At 51.4% G+C, this 26,034-nt stretch carries 20 protein-coding genes and 1 riboswitch; of the genes, 6 read left to right on the forward strand and 14 right to left on the reverse strand.

Features of this window, described 5'->3' with window-relative positions; genetic code table 11:
* Positions 1 to 204: 204 nt before the first annotated feature.
* A complete protein-coding gene (locus IE074_RS11940) occupies positions 205 to 1,800 on the reverse strand; it encodes a rhodanese-like domain-containing protein (RefSeq protein ID WP_189385686.1) in 1,596 nt (531 codons plus the stop codon).
* 44 nt (positions 1,801 to 1,844) lie between these two features.
* Entirely contained in the window at positions 1,845 to 2,432 is a 588-nt protein-coding gene (locus IE074_RS11945) for a cysteine dioxygenase family protein (RefSeq protein ID WP_189385687.1), read from the reverse strand.
* 143 nt (positions 2,433 to 2,575) lie between these two features.
* On the opposite strand from IE074_RS11945, the gene IE074_RS11950 reads away from it, so the two are divergent.
* Positions 2,576 to 3,433: a LysR substrate-binding domain-containing protein gene (locus tag IE074_RS11950; RefSeq protein WP_189385688.1), complete on the forward strand. Its 858-nt coding sequence runs from the start codon at positions 2,576 to 2,578 to the stop codon at positions 3,431 to 3,433.
* A gap of 71 nt (positions 3,434 to 3,504) precedes the next feature.
* Here IE074_RS11950 and IE074_RS11955 read toward each other — a convergent pair whose 3' ends face one another.
* The 7 genes from IE074_RS11955 to folB all read right to left on the reverse strand — a co-directional run bounded on the left by IE074_RS11955 (position 3,505) and on the right by folB (position 11,126).
* Positions 3,505 to 4,629, reverse strand: coding sequence for an ABC transporter permease (locus IE074_RS11955; protein WP_189385689.1), 1,125 nt, complete (start codon positions 4,627 to 4,629; stop codon positions 3,505 to 3,507).
* A 2-nt stretch (positions 4,630 to 4,631) separates the two neighbouring features.
* Positions 4,632 to 7,382, reverse strand: a complete 2,751-nt coding sequence (rbbA, locus tag IE074_RS11960) for a ribosome-associated ATPase/putative transporter RbbA (protein ID WP_189385690.1) — start codon at positions 7,380 to 7,382, stop codon at positions 4,632 to 4,634.
* A 7-nt stretch (positions 7,383 to 7,389) separates the two neighbouring features.
* Positions 7,390 to 8,463: an HlyD family secretion protein gene (locus tag IE074_RS11965; RefSeq protein WP_189385691.1), complete on the reverse strand. Its 1,074-nt coding sequence runs from the start codon at positions 8,461 to 8,463 to the stop codon at positions 7,390 to 7,392.
* Positions 8,464 to 8,553: 90 nt separating this feature from the next.
* Positions 8,554 to 8,724: a hypothetical protein gene (locus IE074_RS11970; protein ID WP_189385692.1), complete on the reverse strand. Its 171-nt coding sequence runs from the start codon at positions 8,722 to 8,724 to the stop codon at positions 8,554 to 8,556.
* Between the two features lie 248 nt (positions 8,725 to 8,972).
* Positions 8,973 to 9,803 carry an NADPH-dependent 7-cyano-7-deazaguanine reductase QueF gene (gene queF, locus IE074_RS11975; protein WP_189385693.1) on the reverse strand — a complete coding sequence of 277 codons (831 nt, stop codon included), beginning with the start codon at positions 9,801 to 9,803 and terminating at the stop codon, positions 8,973 to 8,975.
* A 13-nt stretch (positions 9,804 to 9,816) separates the two neighbouring features.
* Positions 9,817 to 10,764 (reverse strand): tRNA 2-thiocytidine(32) synthetase TtcA, encoded by a 948-nt coding sequence (ttcA, locus tag IE074_RS11980; protein WP_189385694.1) that lies wholly within the window; start codon positions 10,762 to 10,764, stop codon positions 9,817 to 9,819.
* A 2-nt stretch (positions 10,765 to 10,766) separates the two neighbouring features.
* Positions 10,767 to 11,126: a dihydroneopterin aldolase gene (gene folB, locus IE074_RS11985; protein ID WP_189385695.1), complete on the reverse strand. Its 360-nt coding sequence runs from the start codon at positions 11,124 to 11,126 to the stop codon at positions 10,767 to 10,769.
* Between the two features lie 157 nt (positions 11,127 to 11,283).
* Here folB and IE074_RS11990 point away from each other — a divergent pair, with 157 nt between their 5' ends.
* Positions 11,284 to 12,246, forward strand: coding sequence for an NAD(P)/FAD-dependent oxidoreductase (locus IE074_RS11990; RefSeq protein ID WP_189385696.1), 963 nt, complete (start codon positions 11,284 to 11,286; stop codon positions 12,244 to 12,246).
* On the opposite strand, the gene IE074_RS11995 is transcribed toward IE074_RS11990, so the two are convergent.
* Positions 12,243 to 13,121, reverse strand: a complete 879-nt coding sequence (locus IE074_RS11995; protein ID WP_189385697.1) for an ABC transporter substrate-binding protein — start codon at positions 13,119 to 13,121, stop codon at positions 12,243 to 12,245. The two genes, IE074_RS11990 and IE074_RS11995, sit on opposite strands and share 4 nt — an antisense overlap.
* A gap of 7 nt (positions 13,122 to 13,128) precedes the next feature.
* Positions 13,129 to 15,012 (reverse strand): TonB-dependent receptor domain-containing protein, encoded by a 1,884-nt coding sequence (locus IE074_RS12000; protein WP_189385698.1) that lies wholly within the window; start codon positions 15,010 to 15,012, stop codon positions 13,129 to 13,131.
* A 44-nt stretch (positions 15,013 to 15,056) separates the two neighbouring features.
* Positions 15,057 to 15,240, reverse strand: a riboswitch (cobalamin riboswitch).
* 62 nt (positions 15,241 to 15,302) lie between these two features.
* On the opposite strand from IE074_RS12000, the gene metH reads away from it, so the two are divergent.
* The 3 genes from metH to IE074_RS12015 all read left to right on the forward strand — a co-directional run bounded on the left by metH (position 15,303) and on the right by IE074_RS12015 (position 20,810).
* Positions 15,303 to 19,079, forward strand: a complete 3,777-nt coding sequence (gene metH / locus IE074_RS12005) for a methionine synthase (RefSeq protein ID WP_189385699.1) — start codon at positions 15,303 to 15,305, stop codon at positions 19,077 to 19,079.
* Positions 19,080 to 19,087: 8 nt separating this feature from the next.
* Positions 19,088 to 19,885: a helix-turn-helix transcriptional regulator gene (locus IE074_RS12010; protein WP_189385700.1), complete on the forward strand. Its 798-nt coding sequence runs from the start codon at positions 19,088 to 19,090 to the stop codon at positions 19,883 to 19,885.
* A gap of 286 nt (positions 19,886 to 20,171) precedes the next feature.
* Entirely contained in the window at positions 20,172 to 20,810 is a 639-nt protein-coding gene (locus IE074_RS12015) for a YiaD family glycine zipper/OmpA-like lipoprotein (RefSeq protein WP_189385701.1), read from the forward strand.
* 80 nt (positions 20,811 to 20,890) lie between these two features.
* Here the strand turns inward: IE074_RS12015 and IE074_RS12020 are convergent, their stop codons facing one another.
* Positions 20,891 to 22,411 (reverse strand): CoA-acylating methylmalonate-semialdehyde dehydrogenase, encoded by a 1,521-nt coding sequence (locus IE074_RS12020; protein ID WP_189385702.1) that lies wholly within the window; start codon positions 22,409 to 22,411, stop codon positions 20,891 to 20,893.
* A 112-nt stretch (positions 22,412 to 22,523) separates the two neighbouring features.
* Between IE074_RS12020 and IE074_RS12025 the strand changes: the two genes are divergently transcribed.
* Positions 22,524 to 23,456 (forward strand): LysR family transcriptional regulator, encoded by a 933-nt coding sequence (locus IE074_RS12025; RefSeq protein ID WP_189385703.1) that lies wholly within the window; start codon positions 22,524 to 22,526, stop codon positions 23,454 to 23,456.
* On the opposite strand, the gene IE074_RS12030 is transcribed toward IE074_RS12025, so the two are convergent.
* Both IE074_RS12030 and IE074_RS12035 read right to left on the reverse strand, forming a co-directional pair.
* The gene (locus tag IE074_RS12030; protein ID WP_189385704.1) at positions 23,453 to 24,229 is read right to left on the reverse strand and encodes an NRDE family protein; all 777 of its coding nucleotides are present in this window, start codon (positions 24,227 to 24,229) and stop codon (positions 23,453 to 23,455) included. The two genes, IE074_RS12025 and IE074_RS12030, sit on opposite strands and share 4 nt — an antisense overlap.
* Before the next feature lie 20 nt (positions 24,230 to 24,249).
* A complete protein-coding gene (locus IE074_RS12035) occupies positions 24,250 to 25,983 on the reverse strand; it encodes a SulP family inorganic anion transporter (RefSeq protein ID WP_373297820.1) in 1,734 nt (577 codons plus the stop codon).
* Between the last annotated feature and the right edge of the window lie 51 nt (positions 25,984 to 26,034).

The raw sequence follows: 26,034 nt of genomic DNA on the forward strand, positions 1-26,034 counted from the left end.
CGCGCCGATGATAGTGGATGGACATCCGTGAAAGTAGGTCATCGTCAGGCTCTTTATTACAAAAAACCCCTTCAGAATTCCTGAAGGGGTTTTTTATTGCCCAATCAATGCGTGGATGACTTTGCGGTGCCAGACCAGGCGTCCTCACGCAGGTGCATCGGAGTGAATTTCCCTCACCTCACCGTCATCAACACCACACCTTCTTCAGGCGGGTACATTAAAACGGAAGGTCTTTCTTTCTTCTTCATCAATTTGCGATACAAGATTGGTTTCCCATTCCAGATATTTTCTGGCGGCCTCTTTGTTGCCGTGATGTCTGTCATGCACGAAAAACAGAAAATCAATACATTCCGCATCGGGTGGGTTGATGCTTTGTCTTTCCAGGGGCAAACCTGCAGCTTCAAAAAATGAAGGGTCAAATATTGCCTGCTGAATATTCTGATACCCTGCATTGGCCATATCTGTGGCCAATAATGCCGTTGTATCATTGCCGGTGCCCAGTAACAGTACAGGCGTTTGTTTATCAGGCGAAACATGCTTTAACAAGGTGGGACGAATGACCCACTGCGCTTGCTTTAAATGAACAGAACGGAACTGCATACTGGATCTGGTGTCCAGGATACTTGTCTGAGGATACTGTTTGATGAAGTTAACAGTTTCCTGGGGAGAAAGTGTTTGGGGATGTACCAAGGCAAGGCCTTGATCCATTTGTACCACTAATGTTGCCAGTTTATCGGTGTCTGCCAGTAGATAGACCTCCCAGCCCAGCTGTTTGAGCCAGCTGGCCATTACAGGGGCCCGAACCTGGTCGAAATCTGCTAAAACGATGCGGGCTTTTCTAACACCAATATACTCGTCGGTTGCCTGAATCAATTGCCCTCCTGGGGCATGCCGTATAACGGATGATAGCCGGCTTTCCTCGTATTCCTGGGCGGTACGCACATCAAACAGGTATGTGGTGCGATTTGTTTCTTCTTGCCAGATTTTTAGCTGCTGGCATGAAATTGTCTGTAGCTCGAATTGTTTGATTAGGCGATTTGCGCTTTGTCTGGCTTCAGCGAGCAAATCCGGATTGATTTTTTCCGGATAAAATCGGTTTGACTGGTGTTCCAGTTCATAGCCCGACAGATACCAACCCTGGGTGCCGTTTTCAAGTGCATAAACGGGGTTGGGAATGCCAAGATTGATCAGGGTTTGGGCACCAATAATGCTGCGAGTGCGACCCGCGCAATTGATGACGATTGTCGTTGATGGATCAGGCGCAAGTTGACGTGCGCGCAGGGCAAGTTCCCCGTTGGGGCAGCAGATGGATCCCGGGATGTTCATCTTCTGGTATTCCTGTATGGGGCGGCCGTCCAGGATAACCAGCTTGGCGCGTGCGGATTGTATCTGTTCATACAATTGCCTGGCACTAATATGTGGCGTTTTATAGATGTGTTCTGCCAGTTCACCAAATGTTTTACTGGGTAAATTGACCCCGGCAAAGGTGGCGTATCCAGCTGCTTGCCAGGCCTGGATACCTCCTTGCAGGATATGAATATGGGTATAGCCCAGTCGTTGCAAGGCCTGGGCAGCTGCCCTTACGACTGCTTCATCGCTATGGTCTGCATAAATAACAATACGCGTGTTTTTACGGGGTACAAGTATCCTGATGCGAAGTTCGAGCACGCTATAGGGTAAAGAAACGGCAAAGAAAAGGTGATTCTCTCCATATTGGCCGTGTTCACGGATATCCAGTACGGCTATTTCATATTCATCATGAATCCAGCTTTTCAGCAATTTGGCATCAATTGTTTTCATTGTTCATATAAAGATGGGCCTGGAAACGAAAGATCTTGTTGGTTTCAGTTGCCCTGACGGGTTTTGACACCGATATCCATGGTTTTGCAGGTATTGTTTTCCATGTCAAAGGCCAGTCTTTCGGTGAGTGTTTCCAGTGCCTTGCCATACATATGCAGGTGACGGATCTGGCTGTCTTCAATTCGAACGGCGTGAATGTCATCAGGCATTAAGGCGATACCTTCACCGGGACCTATGCTTTTGATGGCAGTTTGAATGAGATTTGCTTTTCCACTAATGCTGCCATCATCGGTGCGGTCGTACAGATAGTTGCTTTCGGTGCCCTCTACAGCGGCGATACAGGCCCATGTTGTATGGTTATGCGGCACGATTTTTTTGCCAGGCTTCATTACATTAAGATATAAGGCAAAGCTGTTGTCAGGTTCTGAATGAATTAAATAGCGGGCTTGTAATTCCTCGCCCTCCGGAGCAGGATAGTCTGCTTCTGACCACCAGCTTTTATTGGCTGCCAGTTTGATCAGGCCTTCACGCACGGATTCCAGACCTTTGCGATTTGGCTCTGGTGTTGTGTGCTGTTTGGCAAGTGTTATAAAAGCATTGATGGCGTTTTGCTTGCCGTTGTTGGTGCTCATGAGCGGTTCTCCTGTGATTTTTATGAAGTATAGTAATTTCCCTGCACATTGACTAATTAAAATTCTTGGTTAATATATTAGCAATCCTAATGGATTGGTCCTGTATTTTCTTTTATTAATGATTTTTTATATTGCCATTCCCTATGAATAACCTGGATCTGGGTTTATTACGCACGCTGGTTACTGTCGAAAAAACTAATACATTTTCCGGTGCTGCAACGATATTGTTCAAAACACAATCGGCAGTCAGTCAGCAAATGCAAAGACTGGAATCCCAGATAGGGTATCCGTTATTTGAAAAACGGGGCAGGCACAGGGAGCTGACGGTTCAAGGCAAACAGCTGGCCATGTATGCCCGGCGTTTACTGGCGATCAATGATGAAGTCTTACGCACGCTTGGTCAGCAGCAAGTGGAAGGGCATATTCGTTTTGGCGCGACCTTTGATGTAGCAGATACCATTTTGCCAATCGTGCTTACCCATATAGCGCGTCATGCGCCTAAAGTGAAACTGGATATCCAGGTTGAACGCAGTCCTGCCTTGATGGACCTGTTGGCATCCGGAGAGATAGATATGACCATTTCCACACGCGAGGCGCCAGGATTGAATGGTTTTGTGGTGCGTACTTCTCCGACGGTGTGGATATGCGCGGCGGATTTTCCTTTTAGCCGGGGTACCATCTTACCCTTGATTCTGGCCGATGAACCAAGCATTTTCCGCCAACTTGCCTTGACCGCACTTGCGCAGAGCCAGACGCAATGGCGGATTAATTATCTGGCTCCGTCTTTGGCAGGGATCAAGGCGGCTGTTCGGGCGGGGCTGGGTGTAACGGCTCGCAGTGTCGAGTTCCTTGGGCCTGATATGAGGGTTTTGGCCGAGTCGGAAGGCCTGCCGGCATTACCCTTGATGACTTACCGTTTGCTGACTCGCAAAGACACGATCAACCCATTGGTTTTGCATATTTTTGAAATGTTACGGGCACAGTTTGAAAATACAGTCTGATCCCGGTCGTGCTATGGCAGATCCGGATAAAGCAAAACGCTGCCGTTAAGCGGGCTCTATGCAGGGTAACCTCAGGACATTTGGCTGAGCATTTTCCGGAATTGGTTGAGTGAAAACAGGAACAGGACCAGGCCAATCGTAAACAGGGACAGGAACTGTGGCCATACCACGTTAAAGTCTGCCCCTCGATAAAGGATGGCCTGACCCAGTGATACAAAGTGCGTGGTAGGCGCCAGCAGCATGATGTCCTGGACAAACTGGGGCATGCTTTCCCGGGGGGTGCTGCCACCCGAGAGCATTTGCAACGGCAAAAGCACAAGCACCATTAATAGCCCGAACTGTGGCATGTTACGCGACAGTGTGGCCATGAATATGCCCATTGATGTGGTGGCAAACAGGTGCAGGGCGGCACCCGCAAGAAACAGCAGGATTGAGCCTTCAATGGGGACGCTGAGCCAGTCTTGCACAACGATCTGAAGTGAAAACGCGGATGAAACCAGTACAACCAGGCCCATTGACCAGATTTTGGATAGCATGATTTCGGCTGGCGTTACAGGCATGACCAGGAGGTGTTCGATCGTGCCGTGCTCCCGTTCACGGATAAGTGCTGCGCCGGTCAGGATGATGGAAAGCATGGTGATGCTGTTAATGATTTCCATTAAAGAACCAAACCAGGAGCGCTCAAGCGTTGGATTGAACCGCATCCGCATGACCAAGTCGACCATAGGGGTCTCGCTGGCTTTATAGCCTTGGACAAACTCCGCCACTTCGCTATTGACAATTTGCTGGATATATCCGCTGCCGGTAAAGGCCTGTGACATCCGCGTGGCGTCTACATTCAGCTGGATTTCCGGTTGTTTACCGGCCAGCACGTCTTTCTGGAAATCAGGGGGGATATTAAGAGCGAAGGTAAACCGGCCCTCATCCATTCCAGAGTCCATTTCGTTGATGGAAATCATTTCCGGGTGTGTAAAGCGCGGCGGGAAAAATGCACTGGCTATGCGGCCAGATAACGGTGAACGATCCTCATCCACGATGGCAATAGGTGCGCCATGCAAGGTTTCCGGCATGGCCGTGGCAGCGGTATAAACTGAAACGGTAAAGGTGTAGATAATCAGGAACAGCATGATCGGGTCCCTGATGAGACTCCAGAATTCCTTGATACCCAGCCGGTAAATATTTTTAAAATTGGCCATGCTCAGGTGTCCTGTTTCTTCAGCAAGATAATGGACAGCAGCAAAATCACAATGGCACCGGCCAGCATGGGCCAGTAATAAGCGATCAGATCCTGAAAACCGAGTGCCTTGTTGAAGATGCCCCGGCTGATCATGAGAAAATAGGTAGTTGGAAAAATATTGCCAATGAATGCCGCAAACCCTTCCAGGGCAGAAACCGGATTCAGGAGGCCTGAAAACTGGATGGCAGGCAATAAGGTACCTACCATGGTGAAGAACATGGCGGCAATTTGGCTTTTCGTGAAGGTGGAAGCGAACAGACCCACGCCGGTAGCAAACAGGACATACAGGAAAGCCGCCAGAAAAAGGGCCAGGAAATTACCCTTGACGGGGACATCGAAAACGGTGACGGCCAGAAAAGCCATGAGCAGGAAGTTCATCATGCCCAGAATAATGTAAGGGACCTGTTTGCCCAGCAGGAATTCGCTGCGGGTCACTGGCGTTACGTAAAGGTTGATAATTGAGCCAAGTTCTTTTTCGCGCACCACCGACAGGGCGGAAAGCATGGCCGGAATCATGAGCAGCAACAGGGGAATAACGGCCGGAACCATGGCAGGCAGGCTTTTTACATCGGGGTTATAACGGAAACGGGTTTGGATTGAGGCCAGTACCGTACTGGCTGGGTCAATGCCCAGTCGCTCGGTGGCCATGGTGGCCAACCAGCCCTGATGCATGCCAAGCACATAACCTTGAACGGTTTCCGCCCGCTGCGGGTTGGCGCCATCAATCCATGCGCCAATCTGTACGTTTTTTCCCTGCTTGAGATCACGGGCGAAGCCAGGTGGAATTTCCAGTGCCAGTACCACTTCGTTACTGCGCATGCGCCGGTCAAGATCGGCATAGTCCTTGATGGGCGGCTTTTCAATGAAGTAACGCGAACCCGCCAGGTTCAGCGTATAGTTCTGGCTAAGGGTGGTTTGGTCACGATCCAGGACGGCAAAGGTCAGATCTTCGACATCCATGCTGATGCCGTAACCCATAATGAACATGAGAATGGCGGTGCCCAGCAGGGCAAGGGTACGGCGTACGGGATCACGTTGCAGCTGAAGGGTTTCCAGCAGGGTATAACTGAAGGCCCTTGAAAAACTGAAGCCGTTTGCCCTGGCTGGTTCCGGGCTGGGGGTCTGGGCGGATGTTTCGGGTTCGGAAGGAGGGTTAGGGGACTGGTTTTGGCCTGCATCGACTTCGCGAACCGCATCTTCCAGGTAGGCAATGAACGCGCCTTCCAGCGTTTGGGTGCCGCGTTGGCGTACCAGCTCTGCCGGTGTTCCGCTCACCAGTACCTTGCCCGCATGCATAAAAGAGATCCGGTCGCATCGTTCGGCCTCATTCATGAAGTGGGTGGAAATAAAAATGGTGACACCGTCCTTGCGGGCCAGGTCTATCATGAGTTGCCAGAAAAGATCCCTGGCAACGGGATCCACGCCCGAGGTCGGTTCATCAAGAATCAGCAATTCGGGTCCGTGAACCACGGCAACGGCCAGGGACAGGCGCTGGCGCACTCCCATGGGCAGGTGGTCAGGCAGTGCGTCAATGGCATCACCCAGGCCAAAACGCTGGATCATTGCCTGGACGCGAGTCTGGATTTGCGCTTCGGGGACTTTGAACAGGCGGGCATGCAACACCAGGTTTTGCTTTACCGTGAGTTCCGAGTACAGGGAAAAGGCCTGTGACATATAGCCAACCCGACGTCGGGTGTCGATATCCTTGGGGTTGACCTCTTGTCCAAACAGCCATGCTTTTCCTTCAGAAGCCTCGAGCAAACCGGTCAGCATTTTCATGGTGGTTGATTTGCCGCAGCCGTTGGAGCCCAGGAAGCCAAAAATTTCACCTTGCCGGATGCGGAAGTTGACATGATCAACCGCTACAAAATCACCAAAGCGCATGGTTAAATCTTGCGCTTCAATGGCAATATTCGCGTTTTCATTATTGAACGGCGGGATGACGATGGCATGATGATCGGCCCGTTTTTCTTCGGGAAGCAGTCTGATGAAAGCCTGCTCAAGAGAACCGGAGCCGGTTTTTTCATGCAATTCGTGGGGTGTGCCGGTGGCCAGTACCTTGCCATCGTCCATGGCAATCAGCCAGTCGAAGCGGTCGGCTTCTTCCATATAGGCGGTGGCAACAATCACACTCATTTGCGGCCGGCTTTGCCGGATGCGATTGATCAGGTCCCAGAATTGTTTGCGGGCAAGCGGGTCAACACCAGTGGTAGGTTCGTCAAGAATCAATAAATTGGGATCGTGAATGAGCGCACAGCACAAACCCAGTTTTTGTTTCATGCCTCCGGAGAGTTTGCCGGCTGGACGGGATAAAAACGGATACAGGCCGGTGCTGCGGGTGAGGTCATCAATCCGCCTGCGCCGCTCTTGCTCATTGTGACCAAACAGGCGGGCGAAAAACTGCAGGTTTTCTTCAATGGAAAGGGTGGGATAGAGGTTTTTGCCCAAGCCTTGCGGCATATAGGCAATATGGGGGCAGACTTGGGTGCGGTGTGCCGCATCGGCCATGCTGCCCTTTAACACTTCAATACGGCCTGACTGAATGGCACGGGCACCGGCAATCAGGGATAAAAGACTGGATTTGCCAACACCATCGGGGCCAATCAGTCCTACCATGATACCTGCGGGGATATCCAGGCAGATATTGTCCAGGGCCAGCTTTTTGCCATAGCGTAGGCTGACCGCTTGAAGGCTGGCGACCGGTGCGTTCATGACTGGTTTACTCCGGCAGCTTGATGGTTAAGTGCTCGGGCCATGTCTTGTTTGGGTCAAGCTTGATCCAGGCCATACCCGGCAGTCCGGTCTTGACCTGTTCAAGATGCTTTTGCAGCAGCTCGGGTGAAATACGAGCCTTGACACGGAACATGAGTTTTTGGCGCTCACTGGCGGTTTCAACGGTTTTGGGCGTGAATTGGGCTGTACTGGCAACAAAAGAAACCTTGGCAGGTATGACATATTCGGGTGCCGCATCCAGGACAATATGAACATCGCTATCCAGGGCAATGCGGCCAGCCACGGTTTCAGGCAGGAAGAAGGTCATGTAAACATCGTTAAGGTCGATGACATTGAGGACTTTGCCACCGCCACCAACCACCTCGCCCGGCTGGGCAATGCGAAATTGAACGCGTCCGTCGCGCGGGGATTTCAGGATGCTGTCATCAATATCGGCCTGAACGCGCTTGATGGCCGCCTCTGCTGCAATAACGGCTGATTCGGCCCCACTTACCTGTGCTTTGGCTGCCTTGATGGCGGCCTGTGCAGCATTGACCTGGGCTTTTGCCGCATTCAGTCCTGCTTCGGTGCTTCGTGCGGCAGCGCGGTCATCGTCAAGGGTTTGTTTGGGGGTGGCACCACGTGCAGCCAGGGTTTCGGTTCTGCCCAGGCGTTGTTTGGCCAGGGTAAACTCGCTGTCCCTTTGTGCCATGACCGCCTGGCTGGCAATCAATTCGCTTTCGCGGGCATTGACCTGGACCTTGGCGATATTGACATTATTCAGTGCCTGCTGGTGTTCTGCCCGTGTCTGTTCAAGCTGGGCCTTCAGGACATCAATTTGCATATGGGCAAGGGGTTGGCCTGCCTTGATAAAGTCACCTTCATTGACGAGGATTTCCTGGATCCGTCCGGCAAGCTTGCTGGAAATATCCAGTTCGGTGGCTTCTATGCGGCCATTACTGCTGATAAAACCCTCAAGCTGGTTGTTGGACTCGGCCTGTTTCCAGTAATACACGCCAATAGCAATGGCTGCCAGGATAATGATGACGAGGAGAAACGGTTTTTTGTTTGATGCGCTCATTGAGGAACTCTGATAGCAGGAAAATCCGGGTTGCCATCATAAAACCAGACAAGCCCGGAAATATGATGACAGGCGATGTATGCGCTTTGCTTAGTAGCCGAAAACTTCGATGGCTTTCTGGATAATAACGAAGATCATGATGATCAGGCCCAGGCCCATGACGACAATGCCGGGGTTATGGTCTTTCAGTCCGATACCGATAAAAACAATAATAATGCCGAGGACAAAAATAAGGTGTAAAGGTACATCACTGAAAATCATGGTGAATCCTATTTTGAATGACCGTCATGGGGGTGTGGCCAATTGTTGAGAACTGCCTGACCCCATTATTATCTTTTAAGTATATCAAATGCCTATCTGGCAATTATTAAAAAGAAAATTTCAAGGCTAAAAAGAAACAGGAAGTAAATGCCGGTTTGCGCAGACCTGAAAACAGAGGAAAGCTGGCAAGTTAAATGGCAGCGCGACAGAGACACGCCAGACATCTGGCCAGCGTGCTTGCATGTTTTTTATTGGCGGGCCTGCCGGGATGTTGGCAGGGAAAGGAGGGGTGATGTGCTGCGCCAGGGGTTGATATCCAGCCCGCCCCGTCTGGTATAGCGGGCATAAACAAACAGTTTGGCGGGTTGGCAATGTTTCATGATGTCACAGAAAATCTGTTCAACACATTGCTCATGAAAACCGTCATGGTTGCGGTAGGAAATAATGTATTCCAGCAGGCTGGCATGGTTGATGGCCGGGCCTTCATAACTGATTTGCAGGCTGCCCCAGTCGGGCTGCCGGGTAACAGGGCAGTTGGATTTCAGCAGGTTGGAAACCAGGGTTTCATGGACGATGGTTTCAGGATGGCATTGCAACAGGCCGGCATCGGGTTCATATCGTTCGGGAGTTATATCCAGTTCGTCAATAAGCGTGCCGTCCAGGTTTTCTATGGTTTGCCGGGAAAAATCGGCGGGTTCGATAAGCTGGATTGAAACGGGTGCCCCGCTGGCCGCAGACAAGTCTGCCTGCAGGTGGGCCAAGAGGTTTTCACTGGCGTTCAGCCGGGTCTGGTTGAATGAATTCAGGTAAAGCTTAAAGGATTTTGATTCAATGATGTTGGGGGCTGTGGCATCAAAGCTGAAGCGGGCCATGGCCACCTGCGGCTTGCCCTTTGGATTAAGCCAGGAAAGCTCATAGGCATTCCAGATGTCGGCCCCATACCATTGGGGATGTGGCTGCAAGGAAAGTTGAGACCGGCCAATGGCGCGGGCAATGGGAAAAAGGACGGACGGGTCGTATTGATCCGGATATTGCGTTTCTTTTCCCAAAGGGGCCTGGTTAAGTTCACGGTTGGTCATGGCTTGCGAACAATTAAGGTTGAGGTTGCATGAAAATGGTTTTATGGCGGGAGACCGACTGGATCTGTGCATCGGGCAATTCTGCTGCCGGCTCAAGATCCGGGAAGGTTTCCGCATCAAAGGCCTTGTCGCCGTTTTCATCGGCCAGCCCGGTGGGTTTAAGGCCAACAAAATCAAACAGTTCGCGGTCCATCAAATGCGATGGCGCCACCGCAGACAGGGATTTGAATATATTCCATACTTTTTTGGGGCTTTCTTTTTCCCAGGCACGGATCATCTGGTTGATTTCCTGGCGTTTCAGGTTTTCCTGGGAACCGCACAGATTGCATGGAATGATGGGGAACTGTTTCATTTCGGCATAGGCAATCAGGTCTTTTTCGGCAATATAGGCAAGTGGCCTGATAACGGTATGCCTGCCATCGTCTGAAACCAGCTTGGGTGGCATGGTTTTAAGTTTGGCGGCATAAAACAGGTTCAGGAAAAAGGTGGCCAGAATGTCATCCCGATGATGACCCAGGGCAATTTTGTTTGCGCCCAGTTCATCGGCAACACGATATAAAATGCCGCGTCGCAGGCGTGAACAGAGTGAACAGGTTGTTTTTCCTTCCGGTATAAGACGCTTGACGATGGAGTAAGTATCCTGGTTTTCAATATGAAAAGGAACGCCGATTTTGCTCAGGTACTCGGGCAGGATATGTTCGGGAAAGCCCGGCTGTTTCTGGTCCAGGTTGACGGCCACAATATCGAATTTGACAGGGGCGCGTTTTTGCAGCGTCATGAGGATATCAAGCATGCCATATGAGTCTTTGCCTCCTGACAGGCAAACCATGACTTTATCGCCATCTTCAATCATGTTGTAATCAACAATAGCGGTACCGGCTTCCCGGATAACCCGTTTGCTTAGTTTGTTGTTTTCAAGGCGGATTTTTTCGGCCGCGGCGCCACGATGCTCGGTACTCATGTTTATCTTCCTGCAACAACTTCAATGCCAACTGCGTCACAATCGGCGAAAGCCATGGGTTTGCTGATCCTGAGCATGACTTTTTGAACCTCGGGGAAATCTTTCAGCAAACGGTTGGCAATCATGTCGCCCAGTGACTCCACCAGGTGAACGTGTTCACGGGTACATTCTTCAATAATGGCTTCCCGCAGCTTGCGATAGTCAAGAACACTGCTGATATCGTTGTCATTCAGCTGCCGGGGCACATGAATATCTATTTCTGCATCGATATGCAGGGGTTGGGTTGCGCGCAGCTCATGTTCAAGAATGCCAATACGGGCATCAAGGGCAAGGCGGGAGAAGAATATACGACGAGTTGACATAGAATTAAGGTTAATATGTAGAGACAAAGAAGAAAGCGTTTTCTTTGCAATTTATCAAGGGCTTAATTGTAGTGTTTATCTTATTTGAAGAGGCTGCAATGAGGCTTTCAGGGTAAAGAAAATCATTGATTTTTCATGGAAAAAAGGATTTGGCTGCATGCAACCGGTTGTTTATGATGCGATTGTGATTGGTGCAGGCCCGGCAGGCGCTTCTTGTGCTGTCTGGCTTGCCCATTTGGGCTTTTCTCCGTTAATTCTTGATGCCTCAGAGCAGGTTGGTGGCCTGGCTGCGCATAATCCCTTTGAAGATGCCTGGAATGTCACCGCTCCCGGCCTGACCGGAGAAGAGGTGGCGGTTCAGATCAAGCGCAGTCTTGATGGGGCAAGGGTGCCTGTACTCTTGAAGATGCGGGTGGACAGGGTGGATATTATTGAGGATCCTGAGCAGATCAATATCTTGCTCAAGCGGGCAGGCAACCATAAAAAACCAGCCTGTCAAAAACTGTTTCGGGTTTACTTTGACGGTCATTCTTTGCTGGCCCGTTTTGTGGTGGTGGCCAGTGGCGTTACTTCCCGCTTTCCGAAAGAACTGGCGAATCAAAAATATGATCACGTCCTGGTTGGACCGGGCAGGCATATCTCAAAATATGAGTTTGCCAACAAGAAAGTGGCCGTCTTGGGAGGGGGCGACAACGCTTTTGAAAATGCCATTTTTGCGCAAAAAAGAGGGGCTTTGTCGGTGGATATTTATGCCCGTCATGTCCGGGCGCAAAAACAATGGTTTGAGTCCCTGGAGCAAAAACGGATTCATACGGGTGAGTATGTGTTTGATCCGTTGGCCCGAACTGTCAACGGGCATCAGTATGATGTTGTTATGGTTTTTTATGGGTGGCAGGCCCAGCTCAATGGCCTGGAAAGCCTCGGTCTTTCCTGCAGCGAAAAAGGCTATGTCAATACCCACGTACATACTGCTGAAACAAATGTGCCCGGGGTATATGCCATTGGCGAGGTGGCCAACCGGCATCATCCCTGCATTATTACTTCCATGGCCGATGGGGTGGTGGCGGCCAAAGCCATACAGCGCCGGCTCGAGCAGGAAGAACTTGGCTTGATTGACTAGGGTTTCGCGCGGGCGCGAACCTGGTCGATGGATTGGCAAAGTCCGGGCAGGGCACGAATCAGGCGATCTGAGGGGCGAAATAATATATCAGGGTGTTGGGTAACAATGCCCTGATTGCCGAATGAGAACCCTCTGTTATTGAAAAAAGCCTGTATTTCTTTGGGCTTTTCTTCCCCGTAGGCACCGGCCAGTATCAGTTGGGGCTGTCGCTGCATAATGCTTTCCATACTAACAATGGGTGAAGGATTATTCAGGTCCCTGAAAATATTGTAGGCACCACAAACCTGCAACACTTCGTTCAGGACAGGCCTGCCCCCCAGCGTGTAAAGCGGGGTGCTGCCCAGAAAAATATAAACCGGTACAGGCGTTCGGGTGCTGTAGGTATGACGGGTTTGTCGGATGATGGCATCCAGCTCATTGGCCAGAAAGCGGGTTTGTGCCAGCGTACCGGCAAGTGTGGCAATTTGCAAAAGATCTGCCGTGATATCGGCCAGTTTTTCGGGTTGAAGAGATAATACCGGCACCAGGTGTTCAGCCTGTTTGAACCCCGTCACGGGCAGCCCACCCGAAGACCATGTCACGATCAAGTCTGGATTCAGGCTTAGCAATAACTCGGCATTGGGGCGCAGGCCATCGCCCACGTCGGGAATGTTTTTTACTTCAGGAGGGTAGTTGCTGCCCTTGGCAACGCCAATTAGCTGTTTGCCGGCCCGGGCCGCAAATATCAGTTCCGTGGCATGGGGCGACAGGCTGATGATGCGTTTTGCCGTTCCCGGCACGGGTGCGCTTAAGGTGCCTGCCTGGGTGGGCAGGGAGGCATTGAATGAACCGGCAAGAAGGCAGAGCCCGGAAAACAGACAGTGACGAAGCTTCATGGGCTATTCACATGCGCCAGGCAAGGTTTAGAAATACATTCGAGCCTTGGGTCTTGTAGCCATAGGCGGTCTGGTATTTCTTGTCGGTGACGTTGTTCCAGTAGATCTGGCCTTGCAGGTTTTTGTTGAACTGGTAGGACGCCTGCAGGTTGAGCAGGCCATAGCCCCCCAGTTGTTTGGCGGCGGTATTGTCTTTGTCATCATAGCGCTTGCTGACAAATTGATAGCTGGCACCCAGCTCGGCATTGTCCAGCTTGTGGGTAACCGAGAGACGATAAACCTGTTTGGCCCGGCGGATCAGGGTTTTTCCGCTTGTGTCATCCTTGGGATTCAAAAAGTCGGCACCGGCACTGAACAGGGTGTTGCCAAACTGGTGTGAGGCTTCCAGCGACAGGCCCCGGACTGTGGCTTTGTCTGTGTTTGTTGCGGTGCAGTTGTAATTGGCATCGCACACATAAGGATTGATCAAGTCCCTGAATTTGTTCTGGAACACCACCAGACTTAACTGGGTGTCCTCTGTCTTATAGCGCAGGCTGGCTTCAAGGTTTCTGGATTTTTCCGGCTTCAGGTTGGGGTTGCCCTGGTAACCCCAGCTTAATGGATAATACAGATCGGTAAAGGTGGGGGCCCGAAAGCCGGTGCTGGCCACCATGCCTAATTTGAGTGAATCGCTTAAATCATAGTCATAACCCAGGCTGCCGGTGGTTTTGTTGCCAATGCCGGAAATATTGTCATGGCGGACACTGGCCTGCAAGTGATGACGGTTAAAATCACCCCGGTAGATCAGTCCAGCCGCATTGGTGTCACGGTGCTGGCGGGTTAACAGGGCAGTGCCGTTTGCCCGTTCGTCAAGGTGTTCCAGCACCAGGGACAGGGCATTGTTTTGGTTAAGCGTAAAATTGTTTTGCCAGCTGTACTGACGCTGGATGGTACCCATTTCCGTGCGGCCAGAATCGCCATCAGAGGTTTGCAAGTCGTGGTCGCTTTTACTGTAGCCAAAACCCAGGATGCTTTCCCAATTGTCTGTAATCTGGTTGGTACTGCTAAAGGTATAGGCCTGCTGGCGGGTAATGCCATAGGTGTTTTGGTAATACTCGCCTGAATCGAAATCGCCATGGTTGTAGCCATGCAGGAATGTCAGGTCAAACCGCTGTCCTGGGTTCCATTCATAACCCAGGGAACCGGTCAAGCTGGTTTGGGTGTAGCCATCGTCGTCCGGGTTGTAAACATAGGGGCCGGCATCAGGATTGGTGGCATTAAAGCCATCGCTGGAGGCATAGCTGGCCGCCAGACTGTAGTTCCAGTTGTTTTGTGCCCCTGAAAAACCAAAACCGGTCTTGAAGGTGCTGTCAGAGCCAACACCAAAATTGCCAAAGGCGCTGAACGGGCGGTCTTGCCCGTCGGATTTGGTGATAATGTTAATGACACCACCCATGGCGCTGGAACCATACAGGCTGCTGGCCGGGCCGCGGATAATTTCAACGCGCTCAATCGTGGATGGGTCTATGGCCGCCCAGTTGGTGCTGCCACTGTTGGTGTCGTTAATACGCATGCCATTGACCAGAACCAGGGATTGTGCCGGGCTGGCCCCACGCACAAATATCCCTGAAACCGTTTGCGGGCCTCCCTGGCTATATATCTGGATACCTGGCTGGCGGGATAAAATCGCGGGCAAGTATTCCGCCCCTGCATTTTTCAGGCTGATACCGGAAATAACCGTTACATCACCCATGACATTATCCAGCGGCTGCGCCATGCGGGCAGGGGTGGCAACAATGGTGTCCAGGATGGGGACATTGGGAGCAGGGTTGGTAAGGATTTGGGCAAAAAGCAACGAGGGTGCGAAACAGGCAGCCAGTGCCAGCGCACGAGGGTGGAGCGTAAAATTCATGTAAATGGCCTTCACGGTATGTGCGACCCCGCACATAGGAATTAGGGAATGTTTATTGTTTGGCTGGTGTCGGGCTTGTTGCCGGCAGTTGAATACCTGGCAGCTTACCGTTGCGGGGGCAGCACAGACTGAACAGGGCGGTGTGAAAAAATGACCGGCTGTTTTCTGTTTCCCATTTAACTTTCACAGTTCGAACGAGCTGAAAGCACCTTGCAATAAGGGCAATACTGTAACACAGCCATAATATTTAGTACACTAGTGACCACGACAATTTAATTTTCAGGTTCAACGTGTCTTATCCTAAACTTCCTTATCCGCTTTCCGCCTATACAAAGGGTGCCGAATTTGTACGCCAGCTGGGTTCCGGCCGCATTCTTGTCCTAGATGGTGCAATGGGGACCATGATCCAGCAATATAAACTCACCGAGTCTGATTTTCGCGGTGAACGCTTTGCGGAGCATGGGAAGGATGTGAAGGGCAATAATGAGCTGTTGTCGCTGGTGCGTCCCGATCTTATCCTGGATATCCATCGCCAGTATCTGGCCGCGGGTGCCGATGTGATTGAAACCAATACCTTTGGCGCGACTGCGGTTGCCCAGGGCGATTACAATCTGGCGGAATTGGCCTACGAGCTGAACCTGGAGTCGGCCAAACTGGCGCGCCAGGCCTGTGATGAATTCAATACGGCAGAACATCCCCGTTTTGTGGCGGGTGCCTTGGGCCCGCAGCCCAAAACGGCATCCATTTCGCCTGATGTAAACGATCCGGGAGCACGCAATATTACTTTCGAAGAGTTGGCCGAGGCCTATACCGAGCAATTGAACGGCCTGCTTGACGGTGATATTGATATCGTCCTGATTGAAACCATTTTTGATACCCTGAATGCCAAGGCGGCCATTTTTGCGGTGGAAAGCGTCTTCGAAGCGCGTGGTGTCCGCTTGCCCGTCATGATTTCCGGTACCGTAACCGATGCTTCCGGACGTATTCTTTCGGGGCAAACCGTCGAGGCATTCTGGAACTCCATCCGCCATGCCCGCCCCGTCACTATCGGCCTGAACTGCGCGCTGGGGGCGGCGCTCATGCGCCCTTACGTGGCTGAACTGTCTAAAATCTGTGACACCTATACCTGTGTGTATCCCAATGCCGGCCTGCCCAACCCCATGAGTGATACGGGCTTTGATGAAACCCCTGAAGACACGTCTTCATTGCTGGCAGAGTTTGCCCAGGCCGGTTTCGTGAATATGGTGGGCGGCTGTTGCGGTACCACGCCCGGGCATATTCAGGCCATTGTGCAAAGCGTGAAGAACCTGCCGGCCCGTGAGGCGCCAGAGGTGCCGGTTAAAACCCGCCTGTCTGGCCTGGAAGCCCTGAATATTGATGGCGAGTCCCTGTTTGTCAACGTGGGAGAGCGGACCAACGTAACGGGTAGTAAGGCGTTTTTGCGCCTGATTCGTGAAGAAAAATTTGATGAGGCGCTGTCAGTAGCCCGCCAGCAAGTGGAAAACGGCGCGCAAATCATTGATATCAACATGGATGAAGCCATGTTGGATTCCAAGGCCAATATGCGCCGCTTCCTTAACCTGATTGCTTCTGAACCCGATATCGCCCGGGTGCCCATCATGATTGACAGCTCCAAATGGGAAGTCATTGAAGAAGGGCTGAAGTGTGTGCAGGGCAAACCGGTGGTGAACTCAATCTCCATGAAGGAAGGCGAGGAAGCGTTTCTGGAACATGCCCGTCTTTGCCGTAAATACGGAGCCGCCGTTGTAGTGATGGCCTTTGATGAACAGGGCCAGGCCGATACCCTGCAACGACGCAAGGATATTTGCGGCAAGGCTTATCGTTTGTTGACTGAAGAAGTTGACTTCCCGCCGGAAGACATTATTTTTGACCCAAACGTCTTTGCCGTTGCCACAGGCCTGGACGAGCATAACCACTACGGTGTTGATTTTATTGAATCCGTCAAGTGGATCCATGAGAACCTGCCCCATGCCCGAACTTCAGGCGGGATTTCCAACGTGAGTTTTTCGTTTCGTGGCAATGAAGCCATGCGTGAGGCCATTCATACCGTATTCCTTTACTATGCCATTCGTGAAGGGCTGACCATGGGTATTGTGAATGCCGGCATGCTGGGTGTTTATGCCGATCTAGATCCCAAAATCAAGGATCTGGTTGAAGATGTGATTCTTGACCGGGATCCACCTCTTGGTAAAACCGATTCTGCCGATGAGCGTACGCCGACCGAGCGGCTGGTTGAGTTTGCTGAAACCGTCAGAGGAAGTGGCACTAAAAAAGAAGAGGATTTGACCTGGCGTGAGCAGGATGTTGAAAAGCGCCTTGCCCATTCACTGGTGCATGGCATTACCACGTTTATTGTTGAGGATACTGAAGAAATCCGCCAGAAAATTGCCGATCGTGGTGGTCGTCCCATCGAGGTGATTGAAGGCCCGCTGATGGATGGCATGAATATTGTGGGCGACCTGTTTGGTGCCGGCAAGATGTTCCTGCCCCAGGTGGTCAAGTCTGCCCGTGTCATGAAACAGGCCGTGGCACATCTGGTGCCTTTCATTGAAGAAGAAAAAAAGCAGATTGAAGCGCAGGGCGGTGATGTGCGCGCCAAAGGCAAAATGGTCATCGCGACAGTCAAAGGCGATGTGCACGATATTGGCAAGAATATTGTGGCTGTGGTTATGCAGTGCAATAACTTTGAAGTTGTGAACATGGGCGTGATGGTGCCTTGTGCAGAGATTCTAGCCAAGGCCAAGGAAGAAAATGCGGATATCGTCGGGCTGTCAGGGTTAATTACACCCAGCCTGGAGGAAATGGCATATGTGGCCTCTGAAATGCAGCGCGATCCTTATTTCCGTGAGCGGAATATTCCACTCATGATTGGCGGCGCCACCACCAGCCGGGTCCACACTGCCGTCAAGATCGCTCCCCATTATGACGGCCCGGTTGTTTATACGGCCGATGCCAGTCGTGCTGTTGGCGTGGCCACGCAGCTGGTCTCCGATCAGTCCGAGGCTTTTATTCGTGAAACAGCTGAAGAATACGAAAAAGTACGCGAGCGTCACGCCAATCGCAAGGCAACCCCGATTATTCCACTAGAGGAAGCCCGTAAGGCCAAGCCTCAGATTGACTGGCAAAATTACACCCCGCCCAAGCCCAAATTCATTGGCCGCCGTACGTTCAAGCAGTACGATTTAAGTGAAATAGAAAAATTCATAGACTGGACACCGTTTTTCCAGACCTGGGGATTATTCGGTCAGTTCCCGGCCATTCTTGATGACAAAGTCGTGGGGGAACAGGCCAGAAAATTGTATGAAGATGGCAAGGCCATGCTGAAAAAAGTCATAGAAGGTCGCTGGTTGACCGCCAGTGGTGTGGTGGCTTTTTATCCTGCCAATACGGTTAATCATGAAGATATTGAAGTTTACAAAGACGAGTCCCGCACCGAAGTCCTGTTTACCTGGCGGAATTTGCGCCAGCAAACCGCCAAGCGTGCAGGGGTGGACAACAAGTGCCTGGCCGACTACATAGCCCCCAAAGAAAGCGGTATTAAAGACTATATCGGCTTTTTTGCCGTCACCGGTGGCCTGGGTATTGAAGCGCATGAAAAGCGCTTTGAGCAGGAAATGGATGATTATTCCAGCATAATGCTTAAGGCGCTGGGCGATCGTTTTGCAGAAGGTCTGGCCGAATGCCTGCATGCACGGGTGCGCAAGGATCTGTGGGGATATGTACCCGATGAAACACTTGATAATGAAGCGGTCATCGCCGAAAAATACCAGGGTATCCGTCCGGCGCCGGGCTATCCGGCTTGCCCCGAGCATACTGTCAAGCGGGCCATGTTCGATGTGCTGCAACCCGAGGAAATCGGCATGCAGCTAACCGAAAGCCTGGCCATGTACCCCGCATCGAGCGTTTCCGGCTTCTATTTAAGCCATCCGCAGTCCTCTTACTTTAACGTCGGTAATATTGGCGAGGACCAATTGCAGGACTATATCGCGCGTAGCGGGCTTGACGAAGAGGAAGTCCGCAAGGCCCTGATGAGCAGTCTCGGGTAACTCCGGTCATGGGCATCAAGTCAGGGGTTCCTGCCAATAAACAGGTGTTGGGCGAGTTTGTGCGCAATGCCCGGTCCAGGGTAACACCACAAATGGCCGGCCTCAGTCACGGCCAGCGTCGCCGTACCCCGGGCTTGCGTCGTGAAGAGGTGGCGCAATTATGTGATATTAGCGTCACCTGGTACACCTGGATTGAGCAGGGGCGCGATGTCTCTGTTTCCAGTGCGGTGTGGTCCCGGTTGGCCGATGTCCTGCACATGACAAAGGCGGAGCGGGCTTACCTGTTTGAACTGGCTGAAGTGACTGATCCAGATCATGGAAAAGCCCAGCATGGCAGTCTTCCTTTGTCCTTGCAGGCCTGTGTCAATAATTGTGCCGGACCTGCCTATATCCTTGACCGTTGCTGGAATATCCTGTTTTTCAATCAGGCACTGGACACGGTTTTCAATCACTGGCCCAGCCGCCAGCAAGCGCCCAACTTACTCAGGTTTATTTTTAAAAACCCCGATGCCCCTACGGTAGTGGTCAATTGGGAGCAGCGTGCGCGCCGCTCGGTGGCTGAATTCAGGGCCGATATTGGCGCTCATCTTGATGAGCAGGATATCAGCCAGATCATTGAGGAATTGCTTGCCTCCAGCGAGCTGTTTCAGCATTGGTGGTCAAGGCAGGCGGTGGTGGAGCGTGAGGGGGGGATACGTGAATTCATGCATCCGCAAAAGGGCTATCTCGAGTTTGAACAGATCACTTTTCGCTTGGCCACTCACCTTGACTACAAGCTGGTGATGTTACTGGTAAGACCCGATTGATTGCACGATTGAATATTCTACAAAACATTGCGGATTGTCATTAAAATATAAGAAATGTCAATTCTTAATGATATAAAAAAATATTTAAAAACAATGGCGTAGCTGATATTTTGGTTTTTTTGTCCATACAAAAGGAGATCTTGCCAGTACTTGTGTCTGACGTAGTATGTTAGTATTCCAGCGGAAAGCATATTAATTTAAGATATGGGCTTTTTAACCATATATTATTTTGATCATACTTGCCGTTGTTCATCATCAAGAACACAGATTCGAATAGGAGAAGTACATGAATTATCGTTTAACACGTCTAGCCGGTGTTCTGGTCGCCGGATCCATTCTGGCTGGTTGCGCAACACAGGGCGGTAACACCGCTGCCGGTGGCGGTATTGGCGCGGTAGTGGGTGCTGGCCTGGGGGCGTTGATTGGTGACAGCTCCAAAGCGGCAGGTATCGGAGCCGGTATCGGTGCGGTCACCGGGGCGATTGTTGGCTATAACTGGGATCGTATTGTTGGCAAGGTTGATCAGGCCGGCGGCAAGCAACTGGGTATTTCAACCACCCAAATGGCCGATGGCAGCCTGAAAGTCAATATTCCAGACGGCGCCACTTTCGATATCAGTAAAGCCACGCTTAAGCCTGCCATTTACCCTGTCCTGAATGCACTGGCAACTTCCATGATCGAAGAGCCTACGTTGCGCCTGAAATCAGTCGGTCATACCGACAGCACCGGTTCAGCCGCCTTTAACCAGACCCTCTCGGTTAACCGTGCCTCAAGCGTGGTCAACTACCTGGCTTCCCAAGGAGTTGCCGCTGGCCGCATGAGTGTAGAAGGCCGTGGTCCTAATGATCCTGTTGCCGATAACAGCACGCCAAGCGGACGTGCCATGAACCGTCGCGTAGAGCTTTATCTATATGCTGTTCGTTAAAATTCGCTCATAAGCCTGGGCTTGCCATGCAACCCTGATAAAAGACCCTTGCAGTTTGTGTGGCAAGGGTCTTTTGCGTTTTATTTGGCTGTTGGCATGGCAAACTCTGCGCCTTTGGACATGCTTTCAGGCCAGCGCTGCATGATGGATTTCTGGCGAGTGTAAAACCGCACGCCTTCTTCTCCGTACGCATGCATATCGCCAAAGAGGCTTTTTTTCCAGCCGCCAAATCCGTGCCAGGCCATGGGTACCGGAATGGGTACATTAATGCCCACCATGCCAACCAGAATGCGGCGGGCAAATTCCCGCGCCGTGTGTCCATCGCTGGTAAAGCACGATACGCCATTGCCAAACTCATGGTTGTTGATCAGTTCAATTGCTTCACCCAGATCGGCAACCCTGACGCAGGACAGCACAGGTCCAAAAATTTCCTCTTTGTAAATACGCATTGCGGGCGTGACGTGGTCAAACAGGGTGCCACCGGTGAAAAAGCCGCTTTCGTGTTCCGGAACAGTATAACCACGGCCATCAACAACCAGGCTGGCCCCTTCCTGGACACCTGATTCAATATAGGACTCAATTTTGTCCAGTGACTGACGGGTAACAATGGGGCCCATTTCAGCTTCCAGGTTCATGCCGTTCATGATTTTGAGGTTGCGGGTACGTTCTGCCAGCATTGGAATCAGTTTGTCTCCTACATCGCCCACCAGCAAGGCAACGGAAATGGCCATGCAGCGTTCACCGGCAGAGCCGTAGCCTGCACCCACCAGGGCATCAACGGCACGTTCCAGATCGGCATCGGGCATCACAACCAGATGGTTTTTGGCACCGCCCAAGGCCTGTACCCGTTTGCCGAAATGGGCAGCGCGTTCACTGATATAGTGGGCAATGGGGGTAGAGCCAACAAAGCTGATGGCGGATACGTCAGGGTGTTCCAGCAAGGCATCAACCGCAGGTTTGCCTCCTTGTACAATGTTGAAAACACCATCGGGCAGGCCGGCCTGTTTCAACAGATCGGCCATGAACAGGGAGGCGCTGGGGTCCCGCTCACTGGGTTTGAGAATAAAAGTATTGCCTGCCGCAATAGCAATCGGAAACATCCAGCAGGGAACCATGACCGGGAAATTGAACGGTGTGATGCCGGCGACTACGCCCAAAGGCTGGCGCATGGTCCAGTTGTCAATATCGGTGGAAACCTGATCGGTGTAATCGCCCTTGAGCAATTGGGGAATGCCGCAGGCAAATTCGATAATATCAATCCCTCTGGCCACTTCGCCCTGGGCATCGGTAAAGACTTTGCCATGTTCGGCGGTAATGATGGCTGCCAGGGTATCAGTATGCTCCTGCATCAGGCCCAGGAATTTGTTGATGATGCGGGCCCGGCGGATAGGGGGGGTATTGGCCCAGTTTGTGGCAGCAGCTTTGGCAGCCGCCACGGCATCGTTTATTTCCTGTTCGCCTGAAAGCACCACATGACGGGTTACAGCACCCGTGGCGGGATTGTAGACCGGCTGTTTTTCTGCCTGGGAGGGAGTGGTTTTTGTGCCATTAATATAATTAACAATATCTTCACTGCTGGCATAGGCCGGGACTGGATTCATGATGCTGATCTCCTGTTTTGAAATGATGTTTTAAAGCAGTATAGAGAGCTGCCACCTGATGATCAATACTTGAAAACTGGATTTATTGTTCATAATATTGGACAATGCTTAAATGGATATCCGAAAAATAGAACCTCTCTGGTCACACATTTACTGGCTTGGCATTCTTGATGATGCGGGCAGTTATACAGCAGCGGCACAGCGATTGGGTGTGAGCAAGGCGGCCATGAGCCAGCGCATCCAGGAACTTGAAAAAGCGCTGGGCATCATGCTGGTGCAGCGTACGACCCGTAGCGTGCGTTTAACCGAAGCCGGGCAGGCCATGGTTGCCTTAACGCGTCCGGCTTTTGCCGAGATAGAAACCGGTTGTGAAAAAATACGGGAACTGGCCGGGCAGCCAAAGGGGGTCATCAGGGTAACCGCACCGGTTGCACTGGCCCGTCAGCAAATCGTACCGCGTCTGGCTGATTTCATGCGGGTTTATCCTGAAATCAAGATTGAAATCGAGCTGTCCGATCATATCAGCACGCTTGCGCAAGAGGGGTTTGATCTGGCTATCAGACATACTTCGGCCGTGCCTGAAACCTATGTGGCATGGGTTTTGTGCCAAACCCAAACCCTGCTTCTGGCCAGTCCCGAATATATTCAGAGTCATGGCATGCCAGCCCATCCTTCAGATTTAATGAAGCACAATTGCCTGACGTATTTGCGTTCGGGGTCCCGGCCTACCTGGCATTTTGAACGCAGGAAAGGCGCAGGGGAAAGAGTCAGTGTGCCGGTTAATGGTTCTTTTTCTGCCAATAATAGTGAAACGCTGCGGGAACTGCTTCTGGCCCATCAGGGTATTGCCGCCATTCCTGATTTTTCGGTGGCTGCCGAACTGAAAAAAGGCAGCTTGGTACCGGTTTTGTCACACTGGAAACCAGTGAGTGTTTTTGGAGAAAGCATTTTCGCTCTTCGCCCCTATAGCCCGCATGTACCTAATATTATCCGGCTGTTTGTCAGTTATCTGAAAGCCGCTTTTGAAAATGAAAATTTTATTTAGATTTCAATTAAAAAATCAAACTTATTCTGGCTAACTGCCTGACCCATGGAGTTGTAAGTCATTTCACTGAACAGGGCTTGGCCATTTTTATGCACCGCAATAATGGTTGAACAGCGGGTGCCATAGTCGGGGCTGACAATAAACGGACTGCTTAGCAGTCGCTCACGTTCCAGTGAAAGCCCGGTATTGGGCAAATCGTTGTCGGCAGCCCGGGTATTATCACGCAAAATATCAAAAATATCGGGTAATTGATCGGGCAGGAAATCAAGCTCAATACTGTCCAAGGCCTTGCGTAACCGCTCCGCCTTGGGCCATGGCGTATCCATCAGGTGGTTGGACAGCACATGGCTGCCCGGTTGCAGTTCTGCGGGTTTGGTCTGGTGGCTGCGATTGCTGATATATACGCTTTTATCCGGGCTGCCCACCACCAGGTTGAAGGCATTGTAATGTTCTGCCTTGGTTAAAATGGCACTGGCATAATCAAGAGCCGGCGTATCTTTTTGCAGGAATTCGCTAACCAAGTTGCCACGGGATGGGGCATTTGGGAGAATGGAATTGATGTCGCGGTAATTGGTTAGCAGGGCAAAACGGCCATTTTTATTAATGCCAAGCCAGGTGCCGCCACCCTCGCAGTCTATGCCGGCAATAATGTCCGGGTTGCTTTGCCATGGAGCGGCTGCCAAGGCCTTGCGCTGGTGAAATTCGTCCCGGTTGGCAGCGATGAATAATGGCCACTCGGGATGTTTCCTGATGGATAGATAGGCAATACACATAAAAATTTTCCCCGTAATAATCAGACCCTGTCTTCCCAGTCAATCCATTCCACAATGTATGCATTCAGATAACCATTGACGGCCTGCCCGATCGTCGGGAAGAAACGGTCATTGTCAAAACGGTCAGACAGACCGAATTTGCGTAATTTATCCCTGACCGGATCTTTCATTTCGGCAAAACACAGTTCAATACCAGCCGCCTTGAGCTGCTCGTCCAGCTCAACCAGCATATCTGCAGACGTGACATCAACACTGGTCACCGGCTCTGAGGTGATGACAATGCGCCGCACCGGGTGGGGGGATTTGGCAATGCTATCAAGGACGCAGTGATGGAAAAGCTCGGCATTGGCAAAGAAGAGGGGGGCATCCCAACGTAGCAGGACTAAACCTGGTATGAGGCGGGCGGATGGATGACGACTAATGTCATGATAGCCCTTGAGTTGGTCAACTCGGCCAAGGATGGCGTAGTGTGGTCGCCATCCATCCCATAAATACTCCAGGATGGCAATTGATATGGCGATGCCAATACCTGGTAAAACACCGAATATGACGACACCGGCAAAACAAACGATAGAAAGCCAGAACTCCCATTGCTGAATGCGATAAATGCGCTTGAGATCTTTGAACTCAAAAAAACCGAGAATAGAGGTAATGACAACGGCGGCAAGCGCTGGGGTTGGCAGATAATAAAGCAGATCGGGGGCCAATAATAAGAGCAGCCCGATAATGACAGCGCCAGTAATGCAGGCTAATTGGGTTTTTGCACCGGCCGCTTCAGATACCGGTGTACGTGAGACACTGCTGTTGACGGGGAAGCCCTGAAAAAAACCGGCGATGAAATTGGCAACCCCAAGCCCGAAGATTTCCTTGTTGGGGTTGATGTGGTCATTATATTTGGCAGCATAGGAACGGGATAAAATACTGGTTTGAGAGTTGGATAACAGGGCGATGGCACCCGCTCCCACAAGTAATGATGACAGGTCATTGAGACTGATCAGGGGGATAGTGAATGAAGGCAATCCTTTTGGTAAAGCGCCCATGATTTTCACATCATGCCGGTCAAGCCCGTAATAAGCGCTTACGATGGTTGCCAGGGCCAGTACCAGCAATGCGCCGGGTAAACGCTTGAAACGTTTGAGACTTAACAATAATACTAAAGAAACCATGCCTATCAGCAGGGATATGTTATTGGTTTGGGTATTGGCCAGTGCCAATCCGATTTCTTTCAGCTTGAGAAAAATTCCGTCTGAACTTACCGATACGCCCAGCAAGGCAGGCGCTTGACTGATCAGTACGGTGAGTGCAATGCCGTTCATATAACCGTAGCGGATGGGTTTTGAAATCAGCTCAGTCATAAATCCAAGCTTTAATAAACTGGCAAGGATGGAGATCAAGCCTGAAAGTATGGCCAGTGCGCCGGCCAGCGTAACCAGCCGTTCGGGGTTGCCGGCAGACATGGGTACAATAATGGCAAAGATTATGCCGGCCAATGCGGAGTCGGGTCCAATGACAAGTAAGCGGCTGGGACCGAAAATGGCATAAGCCAGCAGGGGGAGAATTGTGGCATACAGACCGTAAATGCCGGGAAGTCCTGCGGCAATGGCATAGGCAATCCCAATCGGAATCAGCACGGTGGTAAGTACCAGGCCTGCGACCAGGTCATGACGAAGCCATTCCTTGCGATAGTGCAGGAGCGTGTTAAGCCCTGGCATCCACGATAATAGGCCAGTGGTGTCATCTTTGCGGGCGGCCAGTTTTCCTGAAGATGAAGGTGCCTGAATGGATGTTTTATTGTTTTTTGTCAT

Source organism: Advenella faeciporci (assembly GCF_014652395.1).
GTDB classification, from domain to species: domain Bacteria; phylum Pseudomonadota; class Gammaproteobacteria; order Burkholderiales; family Burkholderiaceae_B; genus Advenella; species Advenella faeciporci.

Excerpts from the sequence above, each read along its gene's own strand:
- IE074_RS11940 (WP_189385686.1), bottom strand. The coding sequence starts at position 1,800 with ATGAAAACAATTGATGCCAAATTGCTGAAAAGCTGGATTCATGATGAA.
- queF (WP_189385693.1), bottom strand. The coding sequence starts at position 9,803 with ATGACCAACCGTGAACTTAACCAGGCCCCTTTGGGAAAAGAAACGCAA.
- IE074_RS11970 (WP_189385692.1), bottom strand. The coding sequence starts at position 8,724 with ATGATTTTCAGTGATGTACCTTTACACCTTATTTTTGTCCTCGGCATT.
- IE074_RS11955 (WP_189385689.1), bottom strand. The coding sequence starts at position 4,629 with ATGGCCAATTTTAAAAATATTTACCGGCTGGGTATCAAGGAATTCTGG.
- IE074_RS12000 (WP_189385698.1), bottom strand. The coding sequence starts at position 15,012 with ATGAATTTTACGCTCCACCCTCGTGCGCTGGCACTGGCTGCCTGTTTC.
- IE074_RS11995 (WP_189385697.1), bottom strand. The coding sequence starts at position 13,121 with ATGAAGCTTCGTCACTGTCTGTTTTCCGGGCTCTGCCTTCTTGCCGGT.
- IE074_RS12020 (WP_189385702.1), bottom strand. The coding sequence starts at position 22,411 with ATGAATCCAGTCCCGGCCTATGCCAGCAGTGAAGATATTGTTAATTAT.
- folB (WP_189385695.1), bottom strand. The coding sequence starts at position 11,126 with ATGTCAACTCGTCGTATATTCTTCTCCCGCCTTGCCCTTGATGCCCGT.
- IE074_RS12030 (WP_189385704.1), bottom strand. The coding sequence starts at position 24,229 with ATGTGTATTGCCTATCTATCCATCAGGAAACATCCCGAGTGGCCATTA.
- rbbA (WP_189385690.1), bottom strand. The coding sequence starts at position 7,382 with ATGAACGCACCGGTCGCCAGCCTTCAAGCGGTCAGCCTACGCTATGGC.
- IE074_RS12010 (WP_189385700.1), top strand. The coding sequence starts at position 19,088 with ATGGGCATCAAGTCAGGGGTTCCTGCCAATAAACAGGTGTTGGGCGAG.
- ttcA (WP_189385694.1), bottom strand. The coding sequence starts at position 10,764 with ATGAGTACCGAGCATCGTGGCGCCGCGGCCGAAAAAATCCGCCTTGAA.
- IE074_RS11945 (WP_189385687.1), bottom strand. The coding sequence starts at position 2,432 with ATGAGCACCAACAACGGCAAGCAAAACGCCATCAATGCTTTTATAACA.
- IE074_RS12025 (WP_189385703.1), top strand. The coding sequence starts at position 22,524 with ATGGATATCCGAAAAATAGAACCTCTCTGGTCACACATTTACTGGCTT.
- IE074_RS11950 (WP_189385688.1), top strand. The coding sequence starts at position 2,576 with ATGAATAACCTGGATCTGGGTTTATTACGCACGCTGGTTACTGTCGAA.
- IE074_RS12015 (WP_189385701.1), top strand. The coding sequence starts at position 20,172 with ATGAATTATCGTTTAACACGTCTAGCCGGTGTTCTGGTCGCCGGATCC.
- IE074_RS11990 (WP_189385696.1), top strand. The coding sequence starts at position 11,284 with ATGCAACCGGTTGTTTATGATGCGATTGTGATTGGTGCAGGCCCGGCA.
- IE074_RS11965 (WP_189385691.1), bottom strand. The coding sequence starts at position 8,463 with ATGAGCGCATCAAACAAAAAACCGTTTCTCCTCGTCATCATTATCCTG.